The sequence below is a fragment of the Streptomyces sp. NPDC052682 genome (assembly GCF_040678435.1).
Taxonomy (GTDB): Bacteria; Actinomycetota; Actinomycetes; order Streptomycetales; family Streptomycetaceae; genus Streptomyces.
This window is the reverse complement of the sequence record NZ_JBFATS010000003.1, coordinates 185,213-204,945: the sequence shown is the minus strand read 5'-3', so window position 1 is coordinate 204,945 and position 19,733 is coordinate 185,213. Positions and strand designations below refer to the sequence as shown.

Annotated in this window: 21 protein-coding genes; 14 read left to right on the top strand and 7 right to left on the bottom strand. The window is 73.6% G+C overall.

The features are described from left to right. Positions 1–43: 43 nt before the first annotated feature. From AB0K80_RS05795 to AB0K80_RS05775, 5 genes are all read left to right on the top strand, one after another. Positions 44–2,560 carry a hypothetical protein gene (locus AB0K80_RS05795; RefSeq protein WP_365666187.1) on the top strand — a complete coding sequence of 839 codons (2,517 nt, stop codon included), beginning with the start codon at positions 44–46 and terminating at the stop codon, positions 2,558–2,560. Positions 2,561–2,703: 143 nt separating this feature from the next. Next, the gene (locus AB0K80_RS05790; protein WP_365666178.1) at positions 2,704–3,615 is read left to right on the top strand and encodes an ABC transporter ATP-binding protein; all 912 of its coding nucleotides are present in this window, start codon (positions 2,704–2,706) and stop codon (positions 3,613–3,615) included. Continuing rightward, positions 3,612–4,352: an ABC transporter permease gene (locus tag AB0K80_RS05785; RefSeq protein ID WP_365666176.1), complete on the top strand. Its 741-nt coding sequence runs from the start codon at positions 3,612–3,614 to the stop codon at positions 4,350–4,352. Before AB0K80_RS05790 ends, AB0K80_RS05785 begins: the two co-directional genes overlap by 4 nt. Further along, positions 4,349–5,509, top strand: coding sequence for a histidine kinase (locus tag AB0K80_RS05780; protein ID WP_365666174.1), 1,161 nt, complete (start codon positions 4,349–4,351; stop codon positions 5,507–5,509). The genes AB0K80_RS05785 and AB0K80_RS05780 overlap by 4 nt, the downstream gene beginning before the upstream one ends. Continuing rightward, the gene (locus AB0K80_RS05775; protein WP_365666172.1) at positions 5,506–6,120 is read left to right on the top strand and encodes a response regulator transcription factor; all 615 of its coding nucleotides are present in this window, start codon (positions 5,506–5,508) and stop codon (positions 6,118–6,120) included. Before AB0K80_RS05780 ends, AB0K80_RS05775 begins: the two co-directional genes overlap by 4 nt. 3 nt (positions 6,121–6,123) lie before the next feature. Here AB0K80_RS05775 and AB0K80_RS05770 read toward each other — a convergent pair whose 3' ends face one another. Together AB0K80_RS05770 and AB0K80_RS05765 are read right to left on the bottom strand one after the other, a co-directional pair. Continuing rightward, positions 6,124–6,975 (bottom strand): transglutaminase-like domain-containing protein, encoded by an 852-nt coding sequence (locus AB0K80_RS05770; protein ID WP_365666170.1) that lies wholly within the window; start codon positions 6,973–6,975, stop codon positions 6,124–6,126. Positions 6,976–6,992: 17 nt separating this feature from the next. Next, on the bottom strand, positions 6,993–8,012 hold the full coding sequence (locus tag AB0K80_RS05765) for a GNAT family N-acetyltransferase (protein WP_365666168.1): 1,020 nt from the start codon (positions 8,010–8,012) through the stop codon (positions 6,993–6,995). A 141-nt stretch (positions 8,013–8,153) separates the two neighbouring features. On the opposite strand from AB0K80_RS05765, the gene fdxA reads away from it, so the two are divergent. Next, positions 8,154–8,474 (top strand): ferredoxin, encoded by a 321-nt coding sequence (fdxA, locus tag AB0K80_RS05760; protein ID WP_014674796.1) that lies wholly within the window; start codon positions 8,154–8,156, stop codon positions 8,472–8,474. 111 nt (positions 8,475–8,585) lie between these two features. Next, positions 8,586–9,683, top strand: coding sequence for a bifunctional succinyldiaminopimelate transaminase/glutamate-prephenate aminotransferase (locus tag AB0K80_RS05755; protein WP_365666166.1), 1,098 nt, complete (start codon positions 8,586–8,588; stop codon positions 9,681–9,683). Between the two features lie 123 nt (positions 9,684–9,806). Here AB0K80_RS05755 and AB0K80_RS05750 read toward each other — a convergent pair whose 3' ends face one another. Further along, entirely contained in the window at positions 9,807–10,187 is a 381-nt protein-coding gene (locus AB0K80_RS05750) for an ATP-binding protein (RefSeq protein ID WP_365666164.1), read from the bottom strand. A gap of 331 nt (positions 10,188–10,518) precedes the next feature. After that, positions 10,519–11,511 (bottom strand): heavy metal transporter, encoded by a 993-nt coding sequence (locus tag AB0K80_RS05745; RefSeq protein ID WP_365666163.1) that lies wholly within the window; start codon positions 11,509–11,511, stop codon positions 10,519–10,521. 85 nt (positions 11,512–11,596) lie between these two features. Between AB0K80_RS05745 and dapE the strand changes: the two genes are divergently transcribed. Together dapE and AB0K80_RS05735 are read left to right on the top strand one after the other, a co-directional pair. Next, positions 11,597–12,676, top strand: a complete 1,080-nt coding sequence (gene dapE, locus AB0K80_RS05740) for a succinyl-diaminopimelate desuccinylase (protein WP_365666161.1) — start codon at positions 11,597–11,599, stop codon at positions 12,674–12,676. A gap of 131 nt (positions 12,677–12,807) precedes the next feature. Further along, positions 12,808–13,566 (top strand): TIGR00730 family Rossman fold protein, encoded by a 759-nt coding sequence (locus AB0K80_RS05735; protein WP_365666159.1) that lies wholly within the window; start codon positions 12,808–12,810, stop codon positions 13,564–13,566. A gap of 54 nt (positions 13,567–13,620) precedes the next feature. On the opposite strand, the gene folP is transcribed toward AB0K80_RS05735, so the two are convergent. Continuing rightward, positions 13,621–14,481: a dihydropteroate synthase gene (gene folP / locus AB0K80_RS05730; RefSeq protein WP_365666157.1), complete on the bottom strand. Its 861-nt coding sequence runs from the start codon at positions 14,479–14,481 to the stop codon at positions 13,621–13,623. A gap of 195 nt (positions 14,482–14,676) precedes the next feature. Between folP and AB0K80_RS05725 the strand changes: the two genes are divergently transcribed. Both AB0K80_RS05725 and AB0K80_RS05720 read left to right on the top strand, forming a co-directional pair. Further along, complete coding sequence (locus AB0K80_RS05725) at positions 14,677–15,030, top strand: DivIVA domain-containing protein (protein ID WP_365666596.1); 354 nt, start codon at positions 14,677–14,679, stop codon at positions 15,028–15,030. After that, entirely contained in the window at positions 15,027–15,611 is a 585-nt protein-coding gene (locus AB0K80_RS05720; RefSeq protein WP_365666156.1) for a DNA-3-methyladenine glycosylase I, read from the top strand. Before AB0K80_RS05725 ends, AB0K80_RS05720 begins: the two co-directional genes overlap by 4 nt. A 14-nt stretch (positions 15,612–15,625) precedes the next feature. On the opposite strand, the gene AB0K80_RS05715 is transcribed toward AB0K80_RS05720, so the two are convergent. After that, a complete protein-coding gene (locus AB0K80_RS05715) occupies positions 15,626–16,429 on the bottom strand; it encodes an enoyl-CoA hydratase-related protein (protein ID WP_365666154.1) in 804 nt (267 codons plus the stop codon). Positions 16,430–16,808: 379 nt separating this feature from the next. Between AB0K80_RS05715 and AB0K80_RS05710 the strand changes: the two genes are divergently transcribed. Then, the gene (locus AB0K80_RS05710; protein WP_003966491.1) at positions 16,809–16,976 is read left to right on the top strand and encodes a DUF3117 domain-containing protein; all 168 of its coding nucleotides are present in this window, start codon (positions 16,809–16,811) and stop codon (positions 16,974–16,976) included. Positions 16,977–17,085: 109 nt separating this feature from the next. Here the strand turns inward: AB0K80_RS05710 and AB0K80_RS05705 are convergent, their stop codons facing one another. Beyond that, positions 17,086–17,784 (bottom strand): O-methyltransferase, encoded by a 699-nt coding sequence (locus tag AB0K80_RS05705; RefSeq protein ID WP_365666593.1) that lies wholly within the window; start codon positions 17,782–17,784, stop codon positions 17,086–17,088. Between the two features lie 162 nt (positions 17,785–17,946). On the opposite strand from AB0K80_RS05705, the gene sigE reads away from it, so the two are divergent. Next, positions 17,947–18,729 (top strand): RNA polymerase sigma factor SigE, encoded by a 783-nt coding sequence (gene sigE / locus AB0K80_RS05700; RefSeq protein WP_365666153.1) that lies wholly within the window; start codon positions 17,947–17,949, stop codon positions 18,727–18,729. Next, positions 18,726–19,733 (top strand): zf-HC2 domain-containing protein, encoded by a 1,008-nt coding sequence (locus tag AB0K80_RS05695; RefSeq protein ID WP_365666151.1) that lies wholly within the window; start codon positions 18,726–18,728, stop codon positions 19,731–19,733. The genes sigE and AB0K80_RS05695 overlap by 4 nt, the downstream gene beginning before the upstream one ends.

Sequence of the window (19,733 nt, the reverse complement as noted above, 5' to 3'; positions counted from 1 at the left end):
GTGAGGTCGTGTCGGGCGGCGGAGCCAACCGGGAGAACCTGCCTTGAGTCGTGAAACTGACACTCCGTCCTCCGGGCCCAACGGGCGCGGCGGAGCCGCCTACCCGTCGGGCACGCCGCCCTACGGGACACCGACGGCTTCCGGCGACGGTACGGACGCGGGCCGTTCGGGCGCGCGGCCGGAGGAACGCAAGACCGAGACCACGCTGACGACCCGGATCCGGATCAACATCCCCGGATCGCGGCCGATCCCGCCGGTCGTCGTGCGCAAGCCCGTCACGGACGCCGAGAGCGCGAACGGCTCCGACACCGACGCGGAGGCGTCGGCGCCGGGCGCCGCCACCTCCACGCGCACCGCCGAACCTCCCGCCGAGCCCGACCGGGTCGACCGGTCCGAGCGGTCCGACCGGTCCGCCGAGGAGAAGGCGACCAGCGACTGGTTCGCGCCACGCAAGTCCCCGGCGGTCAAGGGCGGTCAGGGCGGCGGTTCCACCAACGGGGCCGGGCTGCCCGGCGGTTCGGACCCGTCCGGACCCGGTGCGGGCGCGTCGGCCTCCGGTGCCGGACCGTCCGGTGCCGGTGGCGCGCGGCCCGGCGCGGGCCGTCCCGGAGGTGTGGTCGGTTCCATGAGCGTGCCGGGCGGCTCCCGGACCGGCGGCGCGAGCGGAGCGAGGCCCGGCACCGCCGGGGGCACCTCCCGGCCCGGCGGCACGAACGGCGCCGGGCTGCCCGGCGCGACCGGCGGCCCCGTGGCACCCGGGCACGGCGGCGGCACCGGCTCCTTCGACGTGACCGAGGCCCTGGCGGCGGGTCCGCTGGGCAACGGATCCCGCTCCGGCCCGGGCACGGCGGGCGGTGCCGAGCCGCGCCGTGACGACCTGCCGTACTTCGCCGAGGACACGAACGGCGGGCAGCGCACCCCGCACGCGCAGGGCGGGCCGAACGGCCAGGCGGGTCACGGCGGCCCGGGCGACGCCGGCGGCATCCACGAGCACACGGGCCACGGCGGCCCGCAGGGCGGCCCGGCGGGCCCGACGAGCGGCCCGGTCACCGGCGACGGCCCGATCCTGCCGCCGGCCGGCGGAGCGCAGAGCGGCCCGGGCGGCCCCGGCATGCCCGGTGGTTACGACGAGCCCGGGCGCCCCGGTGGTCCCGGTGGTTACGAGGAGCCCGGTCGGTCCAGCGGCCCCGGCGGCTACGACGAGTCCGGCCGGTCCGGCATGCCCGGTGGATACGACGAGCCCGGGCGCCCCGGTGGTCCCGGCGGCTATGACGAGCCCCGCCGCCCCGCCGGCCCCCGCACCCCCGGCATGACCCCCGGCGCCCCCGCCGGCCTGAACGCCCCGGGCCACCCCGGCCCCGGCGGCGGCATGAGCGACGACACCGCCATCCTCACCCCGCAGAAGCCGGTCCCCGAACCGGACGGCCCGGGCTACGGGCCCCGCCACGACAACGTCTCCGGACACACCGTCACCAGCGGCATCCCGGTCGTACCGTCCGGCCCCCACACGCCGTTCGGCCCGGGCGCGCCCGGCGACGGCCCGCAGCCGCACACGCCCCCGAAGCTGCCCGAGCCGGTCGCGGCGCCCCCGGCGAGCTCGTCGAAGCCGCCGAAGAAGAAGGGCCGCAACAAGCTGGTCCTGCTCGGCGGCGGTGTCATCGCCCTGGCCGGCCTCGCCTACGGCGCGGGCCTGCTGATGAACCACTCGGACGTGCCCAAGGGCACCACCGTGCTCGGCGTCGACATCGGCGGCGGCACCCGTGACGAGGCCGTCAAGAAGCTCAACGAGGCCTTCGACGGCCGCGTGAACAAGCCGCTGAAGCTGTCGGTGGGCGGCAGGACGGTCGAGCTCGAACCCGACCAGGCCGGGCTCCAGTTCGACATGCAGGCCACCGTCGACGCCGCCGCGGGAAGCGACTACAACCCGGTCTCGGTGATCGGCTCCCTGTTCGGCAACCACCGTGTGGTCGCGCCGGACATGCCGGTCGACGAGGAGAAGCTGCACGCCGCCCTCAGGAGCGCGGCCGGCGGCACCGGCTCGGTCACCGACGGCACGATCAAGTTCCGGCCGGGCAAGGCCGTCGCCGTCTACGGCAAGCCCGGCAAGGGCATCGACGTCGACAAGGCGACCCAGGCGGTGGAGGAGGCGTACCGCACCCAGGTGGAGACCGACTCCTCCTCCCCGGTGACGGTGCCCACCACCACCCAGCAGCCGACCGTGCCGAACTCCGAGGTCGACCGCATGATGAAGGAGTTCGCCAAGCCGGCCATGTCGGGCCTGGTCACGGTCAAGACCGACACCGGCAAGCAGATCTCCTTCAGCCCGCAGAACTCCCTGTGGAAGTTCCTCGGTGTGAAGGCGCAGAACGGCAAGCTGGTCGAGTACTACGACCGGGCGGCGCTCAAGGCCCTGTACGGCGACACCTTCGACGGGGTGCTGGTCAACCGCGGCACCGGCCAGAAGACGCCGGTCACGGTCGAGGACGTCATCTCCGCCCTGCGCCCGGCGCTGAAGAGCACCACCGACCGCGTGGCCGTGATCGACACCGACCCAAGCTAGCGGCTTCACCACGGCGAGGGGCGCCTGGGCCGTCCCAGGCGCCCCTCGCCGACCCGTCACTTCGTGCGCATGACATCTGTCATCCACCGGTCAGGACCGCCGACACTGCCGCCTGCCGGGCCCTGACGGCCACGATGGCTGTCATGGAAACGACAGCGCCAGTGGTCGGCTTCGACCAGGTCGGAAAGACGTACGGGAGCGTCCGGGCGGTGGACGGCCTGACGCTCGCCCTGCACCCGGGACAGACCGTGGCCCTGCTGGGCCCGAACGGGGCCGGCAAGTCGACCACCCTCGACCTGCTGCTCGGCCTCAAGCGCCCCGACCAGGGCACCGTCCGTGTATTCGGCGGCAGCCCGCGCGAGGCCATCGTCGCCGGGCGCGTGGGCGCCATGCTGCAGAGCGGCGGACTGATGGACGAGGTGACGGTCGCCGAACTGGTCCGGCTCGCCTGCGCCCTGCACCCGAGGCCGTACGCCGTCGCCGACGTGATGGCCCGGGCCGGTGTCACGAAGATCGCCGACCGCAAGGTCAACAAGCTCTCCGGCGGTCAGGTCCAGCGCGTCCGCTTCGCCCTGGCCACCGCCGGCGACAGCGACCTGATCGTCCTGGACGAACCCACCACCGGCATGGACGTCACCACCCGCCAGGCCTTCTGGGCCACCATGCGCGAGCAGGCCGACCAGGGCCGTACGGTCCTGTTCGCCACGCACTACCTGGAGGAGGCCGACGCCGTCGCCGACCGGGTGCTCGTCCTGCACCGCGGCCGGCTGCTGGCCGACGGCACGGCCGCCGAGATCAAGGCGAAGGCGGGCGCCCGCAGGATCTCCTTCGACCTGGCGGACCCGATCGACACGGCCGCGCTGCGGACCCTGCCGTTCCTCACGGCCCTGGACGTGTCCGGCCGGACCGTGCGCATCCAGTCCTCCGACGCCGACGCCACCGTCCACGCCCTGTACGGCCTCGGTGTCCACCCCCGCAACCTCGAAGTCGCCGGGCTCGGACTCGAGCAGGCCTTCGTCGCCCTCACCGCCGCCGAGGAGGCCAGGCAGTCGTGAACAGCCTCGTCAAGCTGGAACTCGTCCGTGCCCTGCGCAACCGGAAGTTCCTGTTCTTCTCCGTGATCTACCCGTCGGTCGTCTTCCTGCTCATCGCGGGCAACACCGACAGCGCCACCAGGATCGACGGCACCGGCCTGACCCTCCCGACCTACATGATGGTCTCCATGGCCTCGTTCGGCGCCCTGACGGCCGTGCTGATGGGCAACAGCGAGCGCATCGCCAAGGAGCGCGAGAGCGGCTGGGTACGGCAGCTGCGGCTGACGCCTCTGCCGGGCCGCGGCTACGTGCTCGCCAAGACCGCCAGCGCCGCCGTCGTCAGCCTGCCCTCGATCGTGGTCGTCTTCGCCGTCGCCGCGGCCGTGAAGGACGTACGCCTGGACGCCTGGCAGTGGCTCGCCCTCACCGGCGCCATCTGGGCGGGCAGCCTCGTCTTCGCCGCGCTCGGCGTCGCCCTGGGCTATCTGGTCGGCGGGGACGCGGTCCGCCCGATCACGATGATCACCTACTTCGGGCTGTCGATCCTCGGCGGCCTGTGGATGCCGACCACCAGCTTCCCCGCCTGGCTCCAGGACATCGCCGGCTGGGTGCCCACCCACGCGTACGCTGCCCTGGGGCGGGCCATCGAACAGAGCCACGCCCCGCACGCGCGGGACATCGCCGTCCTCGTCGCCTCCTTCGTCCTGTTCACGGGCGGCGCGGCCTGGCTGTACCGGAAGGACACCCTGAAGGCGTGAGCGGCGTCGGCATCGGGCAGCGCCCGCAGAACCGCAGGCAGCGGGCCGTGAAAGCGCTGTGGACCGGTATCTGGCTGGTCTACCTCGGCGCCCCCGTCGGCGACCTGCTCAACGGCGGTCACGGCGCCGCCGCCCGCATCCTCGGCTGGATGGGCCTCGCCGCCTTCGTCGCCTGGTACATGGTGCTGATCTTCCGCACCGGCCGGGTGGAGCGCAACGCCCTGGTGGCCGGCTCGCTCGCCGTCCTGGCGGCCCAGTCCACCCTGCTCGTCCTGTGCCTGGGCCGGGAGTGGCTGGTCCTGTTCGTGTACGTCGCCATCGCCTCCGGCGCGGCCCTGCCGCCGCGCCTGGCCCGCTGGACGATCCCGGGCACGTGCGCGCTGCTGTCCGCCCTCGCGCTGACCGTGCCGGGCGGCCGGCCCTACCTGGGCGGCTTGCTCATCCCGGCGCTGCTGGGCGGCTTCGCCATGACCGGAGTCCGGGAGCTCATCCGGACGACCATCGCCCTGCGCGAGGCCCGGGCGACGGTCGCCCAGCTCGCCGCGAACGAGGAGCGGCTGCGGCTCGCCCGCGACCTGCACGACCTGCTGGGCCACTCGCTGTCGCTGATCACCCTCAAGAGCGAGCTGGCCGGGCGCATGCTCCCCGACCACCCCGACAAGGCGGCCCAGCAGGTCGCCGACATCGAGAAGGTCAGCCGCCAGGCCCTGGTCGACGTGCGCGAGGCCGTCACCGGCTACCGGCGCCCCCGGCTGGCCGCCGAACTCGCGGGCGCCCAGGTCGCGCTCACCGCCGCCGGCGTCACCGCCGAGCTGCCCGCCGAATCCGACCCCACCGGCATCCCCGAGGAGAGCGAGTCCGCCCTCGCCTGGGCGCTGCGCGAGGCCGTCACCAACGTCGTACGGCACAGCGGCGCCCGCCGCTGCACGGTGGAGCTGCGCCGCTGCCAGACCCTGGACGGCCCCGTCCTGGAGCTGTGCGTCGAGGACAACGGCTCGGGCGGCTCGGGAGGCGGCCCCGGCAACGGCCTGACCGGCCTGACCGAGCGGCTGCACAAGGCGGGCGGGACGCTGGAGGCGGGCCGCGTCAGGCACGGTTTCCGGCTGGTCGCCCGCGTGCCCGCCGGCCCGGCGGCGGACGTAGGATCCCCGGCATGACCGGCACGATCAAGGTCCTGCTCGCCGAGGACCAGTCCATGGTGCGCGAGGCACTGGCCGCCCTGCTGGGCCTGGAGGAGGACATCGAGGTCGTCGCCCAGGTGGCCCGCGGCGACGAGGTCCTGCCCGCGGCCCGCGAGCACCACGTCGACGTGGCGCTCCTGGACATCGAGATGCCCGGCGCCACCGGCATCGAGGCCGCGGCCCTGCTGCACCGCGAGCTCCCCGAGGTGAGACTGGTCGTCCTCACCACCTTCGGCCGCCCCGGCTACCTGCGCAGCGCCATGGAGTCCGGCGCCGACGCCTTCCTCGTCAAGGACGCCCCGGCCGCGCAGCTCGCCGAGGCGATCAGGAAGGTCCTCGCGGGCGAGCGCGTCATCGACCCCACCCTGGCGGCGGCGGCCCTGGCGGAGGGCGCCAACCCCCTCACCGACCGCGAACGGGAGGTCCTGCGCGCCGCGGCCGACGGCTCCACCAACGCCGAGCTCGCGCAGCTGCTCCACCTGTCCCAGGGCACGGTCCGCAACTACCTCTCGACGGCCATCCAGAAACTGGCCGTACGCAACCGGGCGGAGGCGGTCCGGGTGGCGCGGGAGAAGGGCTGGCTGTAACCGTCAGTTCAGCAGGGCCCTGGCCGCCCGGGCCTCCCCCCGCACCCGCTCGGCGCCCTGCTCGTCCACCGCCGCGACGACCTCCGCGTACGCCTCCAGCTCCTCGGCGCCGCCCACGAAGTCCCCCCGCCCCACCAGCAGCCGGCCCCGCTCGTAGCGCAGCCGGGCCGGATGCGACGGCAGCAGCAGCGACAGCTCCACGGCCCACAACGCCACATCCGACCGCTCGGGCCGCGCCGCCGCCCACGCCCGGATGTTGTTCAGGATCCGCAGCACCACATCGAGCGGATCGGCCGGTGCGAGATGGGACGGATCGAGCGGCGCCCCCGTGGCGCCCGCGACGAGCAGCTCCGCGTCCGCGCCCGTCAGCACCCGCCCCCCGTCGAACGGATCGGCCAGCACCTGCTCTTCCGGCGGCCCGAAGCCGATGACGAAGTGCCCCGGCAGAGCCACCCCGTACACCGGCGCCCCGGCCCGCCGCGCGACCTCCATCCACACCACCGACAGCAGGATCGGCAGCCCGCGCCGCCGCCGCAGCACCTCGTGCAGCAGGGACGACTCCAGGCGCTGGTAGTCGGCCGGGGTGCCGTGGAACCCCGCCCGGTCACCGAGCAGCTCCCGCAGCGCGAGTGCCCAGGCACGCGGCCCGCCGGGCCGGTACGGCAGCTGCCCGGCCAGCCGGTCCAGCTCGACCTGCGCGGCGTCCATGCCCGCCTCGTCCAGCGTGCCGTCCGCCTCCGCGCCCACCAGCAGGCACAGCGCCGACAGGTCGGGCCGCTCGGACCGGGCCTCTTCGGCGAACCGCCGCCGCAGCTCGGCGGACCGCTCGGGGGGCGGGGGACAAGGGGGACGCATAGGAGTCTCGTGCCCTCTCACGGTGATCCGTACCGGCCGTCAGCGGCATCCGCCGGTTCCCGGTAGTGGTGGTACGCGTGGTGCGCGGCGAAGCCCATCCCGGTGTACAGCGCCCGCGCCGCCGCGTTGTCCGTCTCGACCTGGAGCCACGCCGCCGACGCGCCCTCGTCCAGGGCCCGCCGGGCCAGGGCGGCCATCACGGCGGTGGCGAGCCCCTGCCGCCGCAGGCCCGGGTCCACCTCGACGGCCGCGAACCCGGCCCACCGTCCGTCGACGACACACCGCCCGATCGCGGCCGGTTCCTCCTGCCCGGGCACCGTCGCGAACCACACGGACGGCCCGCTGCCCAGCACCCGCAGCGCCACGTCGCTCACGCCCTTGCGCCGGTACCGCCTGAGCCACGCCTCGTCGGCCCGGCGCGTCAGCACGACCCCCGACGGCTCCTCCCGGTCCGCGAGCGGCGCCAGCGCCCCGATCCACAGCTCGGCGGTCACCTCCCGCACCCACCCGCGCCGCTCCAGCTCCGCGCACAGCAGCTCCTGCGTGCCCTCGGCGCCGGTCGCGGTCTGGAGGTAAGCCGGCAGCCCGCGCGCGCCGTACCAGCGCCGTACGGTTTCCAGCGCCGCCTCCAGCGGCACGCCCGGGTCGCCCAGCGGCAGTACCGAATTGGCCCGCCGGGTGAACCCGGCGGCGGCCCGCAGCTCCCAGTCGCCGAGCCGCTCGCTCTCCACCGGCCGCCACGCCCGGGCCGCGACCCGGGCCAGCTCCTCGTAGGAGGCGGCCGGACCGCGCCGACGGGCCGGCGCTGGAGGCACCACCTTGCCCGCGACCAGTGCCGATTCCGCGATACGGACGCTCTCGCCATCCTTCCGTGTGATCAGCAGCACACCGTTGTCCCATGATGTGAGAACTCCGACCGTATCGGTGAACTTCCCACCCGGGGGACCATGTTCGACCAAGCTCCGTACCGAGACCCGTTTGCCCACGTCAGCAGCGGTGATACGGACCTCGAGGCGCCCGGCGGCAGAGATTTCCACAGGTCGGTTCACCCCTCCTGTTCGGATCATGCCCAAGAACGGAGATACTAGGGGCGGGCATCGACGACGCCGCGCTCCCGCGCGCCAGGCGGCGGAGCCTGTGGGAGGCCCGCCAGCGCCCTATCGAGGAGGAACGACAGCGTGACCTACGTCATCGCGCAGCCTTGTGTCGACGTCAAGGACAAGGCGTGCATCGAGGAGTGCCCGGTCGACTGCATCTACGAGGGCCAGCGGTCCTTGTACATCCACCCGGACGAATGCGTCGACTGCGGGGCCTGCGAACCGGTCTGCCCGGTCGAGGCCATCTTCTACGAGGACGACGTGCCGGAGGAGTGGAAGGACTACTACAAGGCGAACGTCGAGTTCTTCGACGAGCTCGGCTCGCCCGGCGGCGCCAGCAAGCTGGGGCTGATCGAGCGCGACCACCCGTTCGTCGCCGCGCTGCCGCCGCAGGGCGAGTAATCCCGTAAGCGGCCCGCACCTCCGTGCCGCCTCGGTCCCGTACGGCCTGATCGCCCCCGATCGCCGCACGGGGCCGAGGCGTTTGCCGTATCAGAAAGTGAGCGAGTACCCGTGTCCGCAGTCTCCGACCGGCTGCCCACCTTTCCCTGGGACAAGCTGGAGCCCTACAAGAAGACGGCCGCCGCGCACCCGGACGGCATCGTCGACCTGTCCGTCGGCACCCCCGTCGACCCGGTCCCCGAGCTGATCCAGAAGGCCCTGGTCGCCGCGGCCGACTCCCCGGGCTACCCGACGGTGTGGGGCACCCCGGAGCTGCGCGACGCGATCACCGGCTGGGTGCAGCGCCGCCTCGGCGCCCGGGACGTCACCCACCGCCACGTCCTGCCGGTCGTCGGCTCCAAGGAACTGGTGGCCTGGCTCCCCACCCAGCTGGGCCTCGGCCCGGGCGACAAGGTCGCCTACCCGCGGCTGGCCTACCCGACGTACGAGGTCGGCGCCCGCCTCGCCCGCGCAGGCCACGAGGTCTACGACGACCCGACCGAGCTGGACCCGCGCGGGCTGAAGCTGCTGTGGCTGAACAGCCCGTCCAACCCCACCGGCAAGGTGCTCTCCAAGCAGGACCTGACCCGGATCGTCGCCTGGGCCCGTTCGCACGGCATCCTCGTCTTCTCCGACGAGTGCTACCTCGAGCTGGGCTGGGAGGCCGACCCGGTCTCGGTGCTGCACCCGGACGTCAACGGCGGCTCGTACGACGGCCTGGTCGCCGTCCACTCCCTGTCCAAGCGCTCCAACCTGGCCGGATACCGCGCCGCCTTCCTGGCCGGCGACCCGGCCGTCCTCGGCCCGCTGCTGGAGATCCGCAAGCACGGCGGCATGATGACGCCCGCGCCGACCCAGGCGGCCGTCGTGGCGGCGCTGTCCGACGACACCCACGTCCGCGAGCAGCGCGAGCGCTACGCGGCCCGCCGCGAGGCCCTGCGCGCGGCCCTGCTCGCCCACGGCTTCCGCATCGAGCACAGCGAGGCGAGCCTCTACCTCTGGGCGACCAGGGACGAGTCCTGCTGGGCCACGGTCGCCCACCTCGCGGAGCGCGGCATCCTCGTCGCCCCGGGCGATTTCTACGGCCCGGCGGGCGCGCGGTTCGTCCGCGTGGCCCTGACGGCGACGGACGAGCGGGTACGGGCCGCGGTACAGCGACTCGGCAGCTGACCGCGGGCACACGAAAACCGGCCGGCACGCAAAAACCGGCCCTGCCCGCAGAAACCGGCGTGGCCCGCAAAAAACCGGCGGGGCCCAGGAACACCCTGGGCCCCGCCGAGTCGAAGCCGGGTCTCAGCCGAGCGGCAGGCCCTTGGCCGGCAGGGTCTTGGCGGACGGCACCCCGCCCTTGGCGAGGGAGTCGGTCGGCAGCCCACCCTTGGTCGCGGTACCGGCCGCCTCCCCGGCGGAGCCGGCCGCCTTCTGCGCGACGGGCGTGGTCTGCTTGACCGCCTTGCTGCCGGTGTCGCCCGCGGATTCGGTGACGCTCTGGGCGGCACCGTCGACCGTGGTGGCGGTGTTCGCCCCATCCAGGGCGGACACCCCACCGAGGTTCGGGGCGGTCGGCAGCTCGGGAGCCGCGCTGGCGGAGCCGGCCGCACCGACCCCGGCAGCCGCCCCCGCAGCGACGAGCAGCGCGGCACGGGCGATCCGGCGGGTCAGGGGGAGGGACATGGTGCTCCTTCGACGGAGAGAACGGTGAAGTGTCGGGTGTCCGGCCATGCCCGGGAGTCGATCGACTGGTTGTCGACCGGCCGGGCTGGACGCACTGACTACCGCTCGAAGCCCCCGAAGGTTGCGGCGACCCGAGGTAAAGAGTTGGCAATTCGTCGCATTATCGGCCGCACAGGAAGACGGGCAGACAGTGCCCGGCGGGAAAGCCCGCCGAATCCCCGCAGCCCCTTGCTCCCAAGGGATTTTCCGGGGCACGGAGGGGACGGGGCGAGACCGCGTCCCACCGTCATCCGGACATGACCCGTGTACCTCCGGCGAGTGGGTCCCCGCACTACTGAGCGGTGACGATCCGGACCACGCTCGTCTCCCGCTGCGCCTCCCCGGCGCCCCGTGCACCGGCCGGCCGCCACTGACTGTCGGTGGTGCCCGCGGTCCACTCCCGGCCGGCGTACGACACCCGTTCGATGTGCAGCTCCGAGGCGTTGGCCACCGCCCAGTGCGCGAGCTGCCAGCCGCGTTGGCGCAGGCCGTGCCCGGTGCCGGCGCCGGTGTCGGCGGTGACGGGCAGCAGCACGGTCCGGCCGTCGGAGCCGCCCGCGGTGCCCGGGCCGCCCGCGGCGGGCTTCGGGGTGGCGGCCGTGGCGCCGCCGACCTCGGCGCCGGCCGGCTCGATCACGTCCCGCCCGAAGTCCCGTACGAGCGCGGCCCGGACGGCGTCCGGTCCCGTGGCCCGGGTCGCGGCCGGGCGTCCCTCGCAGGTCAGGGTGGCCGCCGAGCGCCCGGTGAGGGCGGCGGCGAGCAGCACCGCGTCCGGTTCGTGCTTGGCGTAGGCCTGCGGGTAGCCGCTGCGCTGGACGCGCTGCGCGGCGACGGTGAGCGGCAGCCGGGTGTAGCCGGGGACCTTGACCAGGTGCTCGTAGAACTTCTCCGCCGCGTACGCCGGGTCGAGGATCTCCTTCGGGCTGCCCCAGCCCTGCGACGGCCGCTGCTGGAACAGGCCCAGCGAGTCCCGGTCGCCGTAGTCGATGTTGCGCAGGCCCGACTCCTGCAGGGCGGTCGCCAGGGCGATGGTCACGGCCCGGTCGGGCAGGCCGCGCGCGGTGCCCACGGCGCTGATCGTCGCCGCGTTGACCGCCTGCTCGGGCGTGAACTCGTACGTCGCTCCGTCGCCCTTGCCGGAGACGACCTTGCAGCCTGGGTCGCCCGTGCCTCCGGTGACGTACTGCACCGCGAGGTACCCGGCGACCGCGAGCAGGACCGCGAAGGCCGCCCCGAAACGGATCAGGCGGCCACGACGCTTCGACGTGGGGGACGGCTCTGGCACGCACAACAAGGTACTGGAGAGTAGCGGGGGCCCTGAGCCCGGTGGGGACGAGGGGCACAGCCCCTGGCGGGTTAGGGTCGACGCCATGGCCGATACCCCGCTTGACCTCACGCTGGACGCCGCGCGGCTCACCGCGCAGCTCGTCGACTTCCCCTCCGCCAGCGGCACGGAGAAGCCGCTCGCGGACGCGATCGAGACCGCGCTGCGCGCCCTGCCGCACCTGACGGTCGACCGCCACGGCAACAACATCGTGGCCCGGACGAACCTGGGGCGCGCGGAGCGGGTGATCCTGGCCGGCCACATCGACACGGTCCCGATCGCGGACAACGTCCCCTCCCGGCTGGACGAGGACGGCGTGCTGTGGGGCTGCGGCACCTGCGACATGAAGGCGGGCGTGGCCGTGCAGCTGCGCATCGCCGCCACCGTCCCCGCGCCCAACCGTGACCTGACCTTCGTGTTCTACGACAACGAGGAGGTCGACGCGGAGCTCAACGGCCTCAAGCACGTCGCCGAGCAGCACCCGGAGTGGCTCGAAGGCGACTTCGCGGTGCTGCTGGAGCCCTCGGACGGCGAGGTGGAGGGCGGCTGCCAGGGCACGCTGCGGGTGCTGCTGCGGACCAAGGGCGAGCGGGCCCACTCGGCGCGCGGCTGGATGGGGTCCAACGCGATCCACGCGGCGGCCCCGATCCTGGCCCGCCTGGCCTCCTACGAGCCGCGGCACCCGGTGATCGACGGCCTGGAGTACCGCGAGGGCCTGAACGCGGTCGGCATCACGGGCGGCGTGGCGGGCAACGTCATCCCCGACGCGTGCGTGGTGACGGTCAACTTCCGCTACGCCCCGGACCGTACGCCCGAGGAGGCGGTGGCCCACGTCCGGGAGGTCTTCGCGGACTGCGGGGTGGAGGAGTTCGAGGTGGTCGACTCCAGCCCGGGCGCGCTGCCCGGCCTGTCCCACCCGGCGGCCGTCGCCTTCATCGAGGCGGTGGGCGGCACCCCGCGGCCCAAGTACGGCTGGACGGACGTCTCCCGGTTCTCCGCGCTGGGCGTCCCGGCCGTGAACTACGGCCCCGGCAATCCGCAGCTGGCGCACCGGCGGGACGAGCGCGTGGAGGTGGCGAAGGTCCTGGCAGGGGAGGAACGTCTGAGGGCCTGGCTGACCTCCTGACCCACGGGGTGCCGCCCCTCGGGTGACGGTCCGTGTTTACGGCGCTCCATGGCGGACATGCTGAGGTCCCTCGTTCGTAACCCGCGTAGATCTACGCTGAACCGGAACGTCTGCTAGCGGAGGGAGCGCACATGGCTACCGGCAACCCCGAGGGGACGAAGCAGCCGCCGGAGGAACAGCGCCTGGGCCCGGTCCTCCGGCGGCGCGGCCAGGTCACGGCGAGCACGACGGACCAGCGTCTGCTGGACGCCGGCGGCCCGTCGGACTGGGTGCACACCGACCCCTGGCGCGTGCTGCGCATCCAGTCGGAGTTCATCGAGGGCTTCGGCACCCTCGCCGAACTCCCGCCGGCCATCAGCGTCTTCGGCTCGGCCCGCACACCACGGGACTCGGCGGAGTACGAGGCCGGTGTCCGGCTCGGCCGGGGCCTGGTGGAAGCGGGCTTCGCGGTGATCACGGGCGGCGGCCCGGGCGCCATGGAGGCCGCCAACAAGGGCGCCTGCGAGGCCGACGGCATCTCGGTGGGCCTGGGCATCGAGCTGCCCTTCGAGCAGGGCCTGAACCCCTACGTCGACATCGGCCTGAACTTCCGCTACTTCTTCGTGCGGAAGATGATGTTCGTCAAGTACGCGCAGGGTTTCGTGGTCCTGCCCGGCGGCCTCGGCACCCTCGACGAGCTCTTCGAGGCCCTCACCCTGGTCCAGACCCAGAAGGTCACCCGCTTCCCGATCGTCCTGTTCGGCACCCGCTACTGGGGCGGCCTGGTCGACTGGCTCCGCGACACGGTCATCGCCCAGGGCAAGGCCTCGGAGGCGGACCTGCTGCTGTTCCACGTCACGGACGACGTGGACGAGGCGGTGGCGCTGGTGTCGAAGGAGGCGGGCCGCTAGGCACGGCACCTGGGTCCAGGGGGCGCAGCCCCCTGGTACCTCTGGGGGCGAGCCCTAGGCCAGACCGCGCCGGGCGACCGCGGGCTCCCGGTGCCCGGCGATCGCCGAGACCATCTCCAGCACCTGCCGCGTCTCGGCGACCTCGTGCACCCGGTACACCTGCGCCCCCAGCCACGCCGACACGGCCGTCGTGGCCAGCGTCCCCAGCACCCGCTCCTGCACCGGCTTGTCCAGCGTCTCGCCCACGAAGTCCTTGTTCGACAGCGACACCAGCACCGGCCACCCCGTGGCAACCATCTCGCCCAGCCGCCGCGTCGCCTCCAGACTGTGCCGCGTGTTCTTACCGAAGTCGTGCCCGGGGTCGATCAGGATCGACTCCCGCGGTACGCCCAGCGCCAGCGCCCGCTCGGCCAGCCCGACCGTCACCTTCAGGATGTCGGCCATGACGTCGTCGTACTCCACCCGGTGCGGCCGCGTCCGCGGCTGCGCGCCGCCCGCGTGCGTGCACACCAGCCCCGCCCCGTACCGCGCGGCGACCTCCGCGAGCCGTGGATCGACCCCGCCCCACGCGTCGTTCAGCAGGTCCGCCCCCGCCTCGCACACGGCCTCGCCGACCTCGGCCCGCCACGTGTCCACGCTGATCACGACGTCCGGGAACCGCCGCCGCACCTCGGCCACGAACCCGACCGTGCGCCGCGCCTCCTCCTCGGCGGTGACCTCCTCGCCCGGCCCGGCCTTCACCCCGCCGATGTCGATGATCGCGGCGCCCTCGGCCACCGCCCGCTCCACCCGCGCCAGGGCGGGCTCGTCGTGGAAGGTCGCGCCCCGGTCGTAGAAGGAGTCCGGGGTCCGGTTCACGATCGCCATGATCACCGGCTCGTGCGGTGCGAACTCCCGCCTGCCCAGCCTGAGCATTTCCTGTGACCTCTCCTTGTGTTTCCCGGGTACGTCCCGGGTCTCCGGCCGCCCGCGACCCCGACTGCCGGACTCGCATGGCACGATCGGAGCCTGACACATCCGGCGTGACACGACCCGCGCGCCGGAGCGAAGACAGCCGCGTCGGCGCCCAGCGCGCCGGCACCGAAGACCGTGGGGACCCCAGCGATGGTTATGTTCTTGTTCCTGGTCGTCGCGCTCGCCGTCGTGGTCGCCGCGGTGACGCTCGCCGTGGTGTCCGGCGGCGAGAACGGCCCGCTGCCGGAGGCCGCCCCCGAGCGGCTCCAGGACCACCTGCCCCCGGACCGCCCGGTGGGCCGCGCCGACGTGGAGCGCCTGCGCTTCCCCCTGGCCGCCCGCGGCTACCGCATGGCGGACGTCGACGACGCCCTCAGCCGCCTGGGCGCCGAACTCGCCGAGCGCGACGCCCGGATCGCCGACCTGGAGTCCGCCCTGGCGGGCGCCCGGGCCGCGGCCGCCCACGTCTCCATGGAGAAGCCCGACCGGGAGCAGGAGGACCGGCCATGAGCGACGGCACCGCGCTGGCGGGACCGGACGGCGCCCCGCGCTGTCCCTGGGCGCTGTCCGCCGCCGAGTACGTGACGTACCACGACGAGGAGTGGGGCCGCCCGGTCCACGGCGACGACGCCCTGTACGAACGCCTCAGCCTGGAGGCCTTCCAGTCCGGTCTGTCCTGGATCACCATCCTGCGCCGCCGCCCCGGCTTCCGCGCCGCCTTCGCCGACTTCAAGATCGACGCGGTGGCGGCCTTCACGGACGAGGACCGCGCGCGGCTGCTCGCCGACGCCGGCATCATCCGCAACCGCGCCAAGATCGACGCGACCCTCGCCAACGCGCGTGTGCTGGCGGACTGGGCGCCGGGCGAACTGGACGGCCTGATCTGGTCGTACGCCCCCGACCCGGCCGCCCGCCCGGCCCCGAAGACCCTGGCCGACGTCCCCGCGGTCACCCCGGAGTCGACGGCCCTGTCCAAGGCCCTGAAGAAGCGCGGCCTGCGCTTCGTCGGCCCGACGACGGCGTACGCGCTGATGCAGGCCTGCGGACTGGTCGACGACCATCTGGAGGCCTGCGTCGCACGCCGCGCCTGACACCGGCCGCGGGCTCAGCGCCCCAGGTACCTCGGCTTCTCCTTGTCGACGAAGGCCTGGACGGCGATCGCGTGGTCCTGAGAGGACCCGGCCCGCGTCTGCAGCTCGTCCTCCTTCTCCAGCGTCTCCTCCAGGGAGTGGGTGAGCCCGTAGGCCACCGCCTCCTTCAGCGCCGCGTACGCCACCGTCGGCCCCCCGGCCAGCGCCCGCGCCACCTTCTCGGCCTCCGCACGCAGCTCCGCGGCCGGGACGACCCGGTTGGCGATGCCCAGCTCGTACGCCTCCTGCGCGCTGATGCTGCGCGGGAAGAGCAGCAGGTCGGTGGCGCGCCCGGGCCCGACGACCCGCGGCAGCGTCCAGGAGATCCCCGAGTCGGCGGTCAGCGCCACCCCCGCGAAGGAGGTGTTGAAGGACGCCGTGTCCGCCACGACGCGGTAGTCCGCCGCCAGGGCGAAACCGAGGCCGGCCCCCGCGGCGACCCCGTTCACCGCGGCGACGACCGGCTTCGCCGCCCCGGCCAGCGCCCGCACGATCGGGTTGTAGTGCTCCCGTACGGTGCTCATGGTCTGCCCGGAGCCGGTCTCCCGGTCGGCGGCCAGCAGCCCGATGTGCTCCTTGAGGTCCTGCCCGACACAGAACGCCCGGTCACCGGCCGCGGTGAGCAGCACGGCCCGGACGGCGGTGTCGTCCGCCGCGGCGCGGGCCGCGTCCCGGAGGGCGACCTTGGTCTCGATGTTCAGCGCGTTCATCGCCTCCGGGCGGTTCAGCGTGATCGTCGCCAGTCCGTCGCTCACCTCGTAGAGCACGGTGTCGGCCATGGCGTATCCCCTCCGTATCGCGGCTCGGGGACGTACCGGCGGGTACGTCCCGGTCTGCAGCACAGCATGACGGAGATGACCGGCGGCTGACCGGAAGGGGCGTGTGACCTGCGTCAAACAATTCCGGTCCGGATCCGTTCGGCCCAGTCGGGCGCGGCGGCGCAGTATCGCAGTCACATCGCCGAATTGAGTGGTTTTGCTCGCGCGCGTTGCCCAAGCGATGCCGACTGATGTTGGTCATCGGGTCATGAGATGCGGGATAATGGCCTGGAAGCAATGTGTTCGATGCCGGTGACGCGTGTCCTGCTCACAGGACCGCGCGTGCCCTTCGTGGGTCGTCGGCTTGACGATGAGCTGGGTTTCAGGAAGGGGAACGAGCATGGCGGCCATGAAGCCGCGGACGGGCGATGGCCCGCTCGAGGTGACCAAGGAGGGGCGGGGCATCGTCATGCGCGTTCCGCTCGAAGGCGGCGGTCGGCTCGTCGTCGAGCTGACCCCGGACGAGGCCGACGCCCTCGGCGACGCCCTCAAGAAGGTCGTCGGCTGACGCGCAAGCGACCATATCCTTTCAGCTGCCCCGGCACCCCTCGCGGTGCCGGGGCAGCTGTCTGTGCGCCCGGCGCGGGGTGAGGTCCGCGGGCCGTTTCACCACGCGGTCACCGCTTCACCGCGCACAGCAGTCCGTCCCCCACCGGCAGCAGCGACGGCACCAGCTCCTCGCTCTCGCGTACGGTGCGCAGCAGCTCCCGCAGCCGCAGCACCTCCGTGGGCTGCGGACCGGAGTCCACGGTCCGGCCGTGCGCGAAGACGCCCTCGAAGACGACCAGCCCGCCGGGGCGCAGAAGCCGCAACGATTCAGCGAGGTAGTCCGGGTACTCCAGGCGATCGCCGTCGCAGAAGACCAGGTCGTAACCGGCGTCCGCGAGGCGGGGCAGGACGTCCAGGGCACGCCCGGGGATGAAGCGGGCCCGGTTGCTGGCGAAACCGGCGGCGCGGAAGGCCTGGCGCGCGAACTGCTGGTGCTCCGGCTCCGGGTCGACGGTGGTCAGGACCCCGTCCGGCCGCATGCCGTGCAGCAGGTGGATCCCGGAGACCCCGCACCCCGTGCCGATCTCGGCGACCGCCTTCGCGTCCACGGAGGCGGCCAGCAACCGCAGCGCCGCGCCCGTGCCGGGCGACACCGAGCGCAGCCCTGCCTCACGGGCCCGGTCGCGGGCCCAGTGCAGCGCGTCGTCCTCGGCGACATAGGCGTCGGCGAACGCCCAGCTCGTCAGCCGGTTGCCGGTAATGACCCTCTCCTGTCCCCGTGGTTGCCTGGGCGTGACTGTATCCGTTGGCGCCGGGAACCCGCAGATGGGACCGGTCGTTTGAAGGGGTGAGCAAGCGGCGCTGGTGGTGACGGGGGGAAGCGGATGGATCGGTACGCCGAGCAACTGCTGACGCAGCCGTACGAGCCGGGCCAGCAGGAATCAATTTCTCGTAAAACCGCTTATCCGGTGCTAACGGGCGAGGTGGCTATGGTAGGGGCTCCACTGGACACCACCAGAGCTGACAGGGGAGGTGCGGCTGCGCCCGGGGATCGCGGAGGAGCGTTGCGGCGCCTCCTCGGATCGGCGGGCAGGCCGAGATCCGTGAACGACACCGCTGACCACAGCCACGCCACCGGCTCCGCCGCCGGACGGGCCCAGACCGCGACCTTCTCCACCGACGCGGACGGGCAGGCGTGGACTCCGCCCACCTGGGAGGAGATCGTCAGCACACACAGCGGACGGGTCTACCGGCTCGCCTACCGCCTCACCGGCAACCAGCACGACGCGGAGGACCTCACCCAGGAGGTCTTCGTCCGCGTCTTCCGCTCCCTGTCGACCTACTCGCCGGGCACCTTCGAGGGCTGGCTGCACCGCATCACCACCAACCTCTTCCTGGACATGGTCCGCCGCAAGCAGCGCATCCGCTTCGACGCGCTCGGCGAGGACGCCGCCGAGCGGCTGGCCAGCAAGGAGCCCACGCCGTCGCAGGTCTTCAACGACGCCCACTTCGACGCGGACGTCCAGCAGGCCCTCGACACCCTCGCCCCCGAGTTCCGCGCCGCCGTCGTGCTGTGCGACATCGAGGGCCTGTCGTACGAGGAGATCGCCGCGACCCTCGGCGTGAAGCTCGGCACGGTCCGATCCCGGATCCACCGCGGGCGCTCCCAGCTGCGCAAGGCCCTCGCGCACCGCTCCCCGCAGGCGCGCGCCGAGCGCCGCTCCTTCGTGCCCCGTGTGCCCGCACTGGGAGGGGGGAGCGCGAGCGCGTGAGCGGTTCACGGCCCGAGCGCGAGGGGCATCTCGCGGAACAGCACCTGGGAGACCGACTCTCCGCCCTGGTGGACGGAGAGCTCGGTCATGACGCGCGTGAGCGCGTGCTGGCCCATGTGGCCACCTGCGCCAAGTGCAAGGCGGAGGTGGACGCGCAGCGCCGGCTGAAGAACGTCTTCGCGGAGGCGGCCCCTCCGCCGCCCTCCGAGAGCTTCCTGGCCCGTCTCCAGGGGCTCCCCGCAGGGGGTGACCCTGACGGCGGCGGCACGCCGTTCGGCGGGGGAGGACTGCCCGGGGGACTGCCCGGACGGCTCGGAACCTCCGCGGCCTCGGGAGTCTTCGGGGTGAAGCGCGGCGAGCGTTTCGAGTTCGACTACGCCCCCACCCGGCGGCACGCCCCCGTCCTGCCGGCCTCCGTCTCCCCGGCCGGCCGGGGTTTCAGGATCCACGACGTCAGCCGTCCCGAGACGGACCGGTCCCCCTCGCGGCTGCGGTTGGCGTTCGTCGCCGCCGGGGCCGTGTCGCTGGCCGCGCTGGCGCTGGGCGGGGTCACCGCGGGCCTGCCGGCCGACACCGAGGCCCGTGGCGGTTCCGGAACCGGCAGCAACGTCACGCCGATGCGCACCCAGGGCTCGGGAGCCGCCCCGGCCCCCGAGACGCAGCGCCGCCGGAGCGTGGGACCGCTGCTCGGGCAGGCACAGAGCCAGGGCATGCTCGGCGCCACCCCGGTCGCCCCGACCGAGGCCAGCGCCCCGCTGCTGCCGGGCGTACCGGCCTCCGTGGTCCGGCGGGACCCGACCGCGCTGCACGCCCTGACCACGCCGGTCGTGGCCGGTGCAGCCGCCGTCTCCCCCCTGATACGCCCGCTCAGTGCCACTCAGCCGCTCGCTCTGACCGCCTGGTCCGCCGCCTCGGGGCTCCCGGGGCCCGGCCTGCTCGGCTCCCCGGTCTCCGGCCCGGCCGCGTCCCCGTCTCCCTCCACCTCCTCGTCCCCACCTCGCTGA

What these genes read in the sequence shown, in the direction of transcription:
- AB0K80_RS05790 (WP_365666178.1), top strand. Translation starts at nt 2,704, where the DNA reads ATGGAAACGACAGCGCCAGTGGTCGGCTTCGACCAGGTCGGAAAGACG.
- AB0K80_RS05775 (WP_365666172.1), top strand. Translation starts at nt 5,506, where the DNA reads ATGACCGGCACGATCAAGGTCCTGCTCGCCGAGGACCAGTCCATGGTG.
- AB0K80_RS05770 (WP_365666170.1), bottom strand. Translation starts at nt 6,975, where the DNA reads ATGCGTCCCCCTTGTCCCCCGCCCCCCGAGCGGTCCGCCGAGCTGCGG.
- AB0K80_RS05750 (WP_365666164.1), bottom strand. Translation starts at nt 10,187, where the DNA reads ATGTCCCTCCCCCTGACCCGCCGGATCGCCCGTGCCGCGCTGCTCGTC.
- dapE (WP_365666161.1), top strand. Translation starts at nt 11,597, where the DNA reads ATGGCCGATACCCCGCTTGACCTCACGCTGGACGCCGCGCGGCTCACC.
- AB0K80_RS05735 (WP_365666159.1), top strand. Translation starts at nt 12,808, where the DNA reads ATGGCTACCGGCAACCCCGAGGGGACGAAGCAGCCGCCGGAGGAACAG.
- folP (WP_365666157.1), bottom strand. Translation starts at nt 14,481, where the DNA reads ATGCTCAGGCTGGGCAGGCGGGAGTTCGCACCGCACGAGCCGGTGATC.
- AB0K80_RS05725 (WP_365666596.1), top strand. Translation starts at nt 14,677, where the DNA reads ATGTTCTTGTTCCTGGTCGTCGCGCTCGCCGTCGTGGTCGCCGCGGTG.
- AB0K80_RS05720 (WP_365666156.1), top strand. Translation starts at nt 15,027, where the DNA reads ATGAGCGACGGCACCGCGCTGGCGGGACCGGACGGCGCCCCGCGCTGT.
- AB0K80_RS05715 (WP_365666154.1), bottom strand. Translation starts at nt 16,429, where the DNA reads ATGGCCGACACCGTGCTCTACGAGGTGAGCGACGGACTGGCGACGATC.
- AB0K80_RS05710 (WP_003966491.1), top strand. Translation starts at nt 16,809, where the DNA reads ATGGCGGCCATGAAGCCGCGGACGGGCGATGGCCCGCTCGAGGTGACC.
- sigE (WP_365666153.1), top strand. Translation starts at nt 17,947, where the DNA reads ATGGTAGGGGCTCCACTGGACACCACCAGAGCTGACAGGGGAGGTGCG.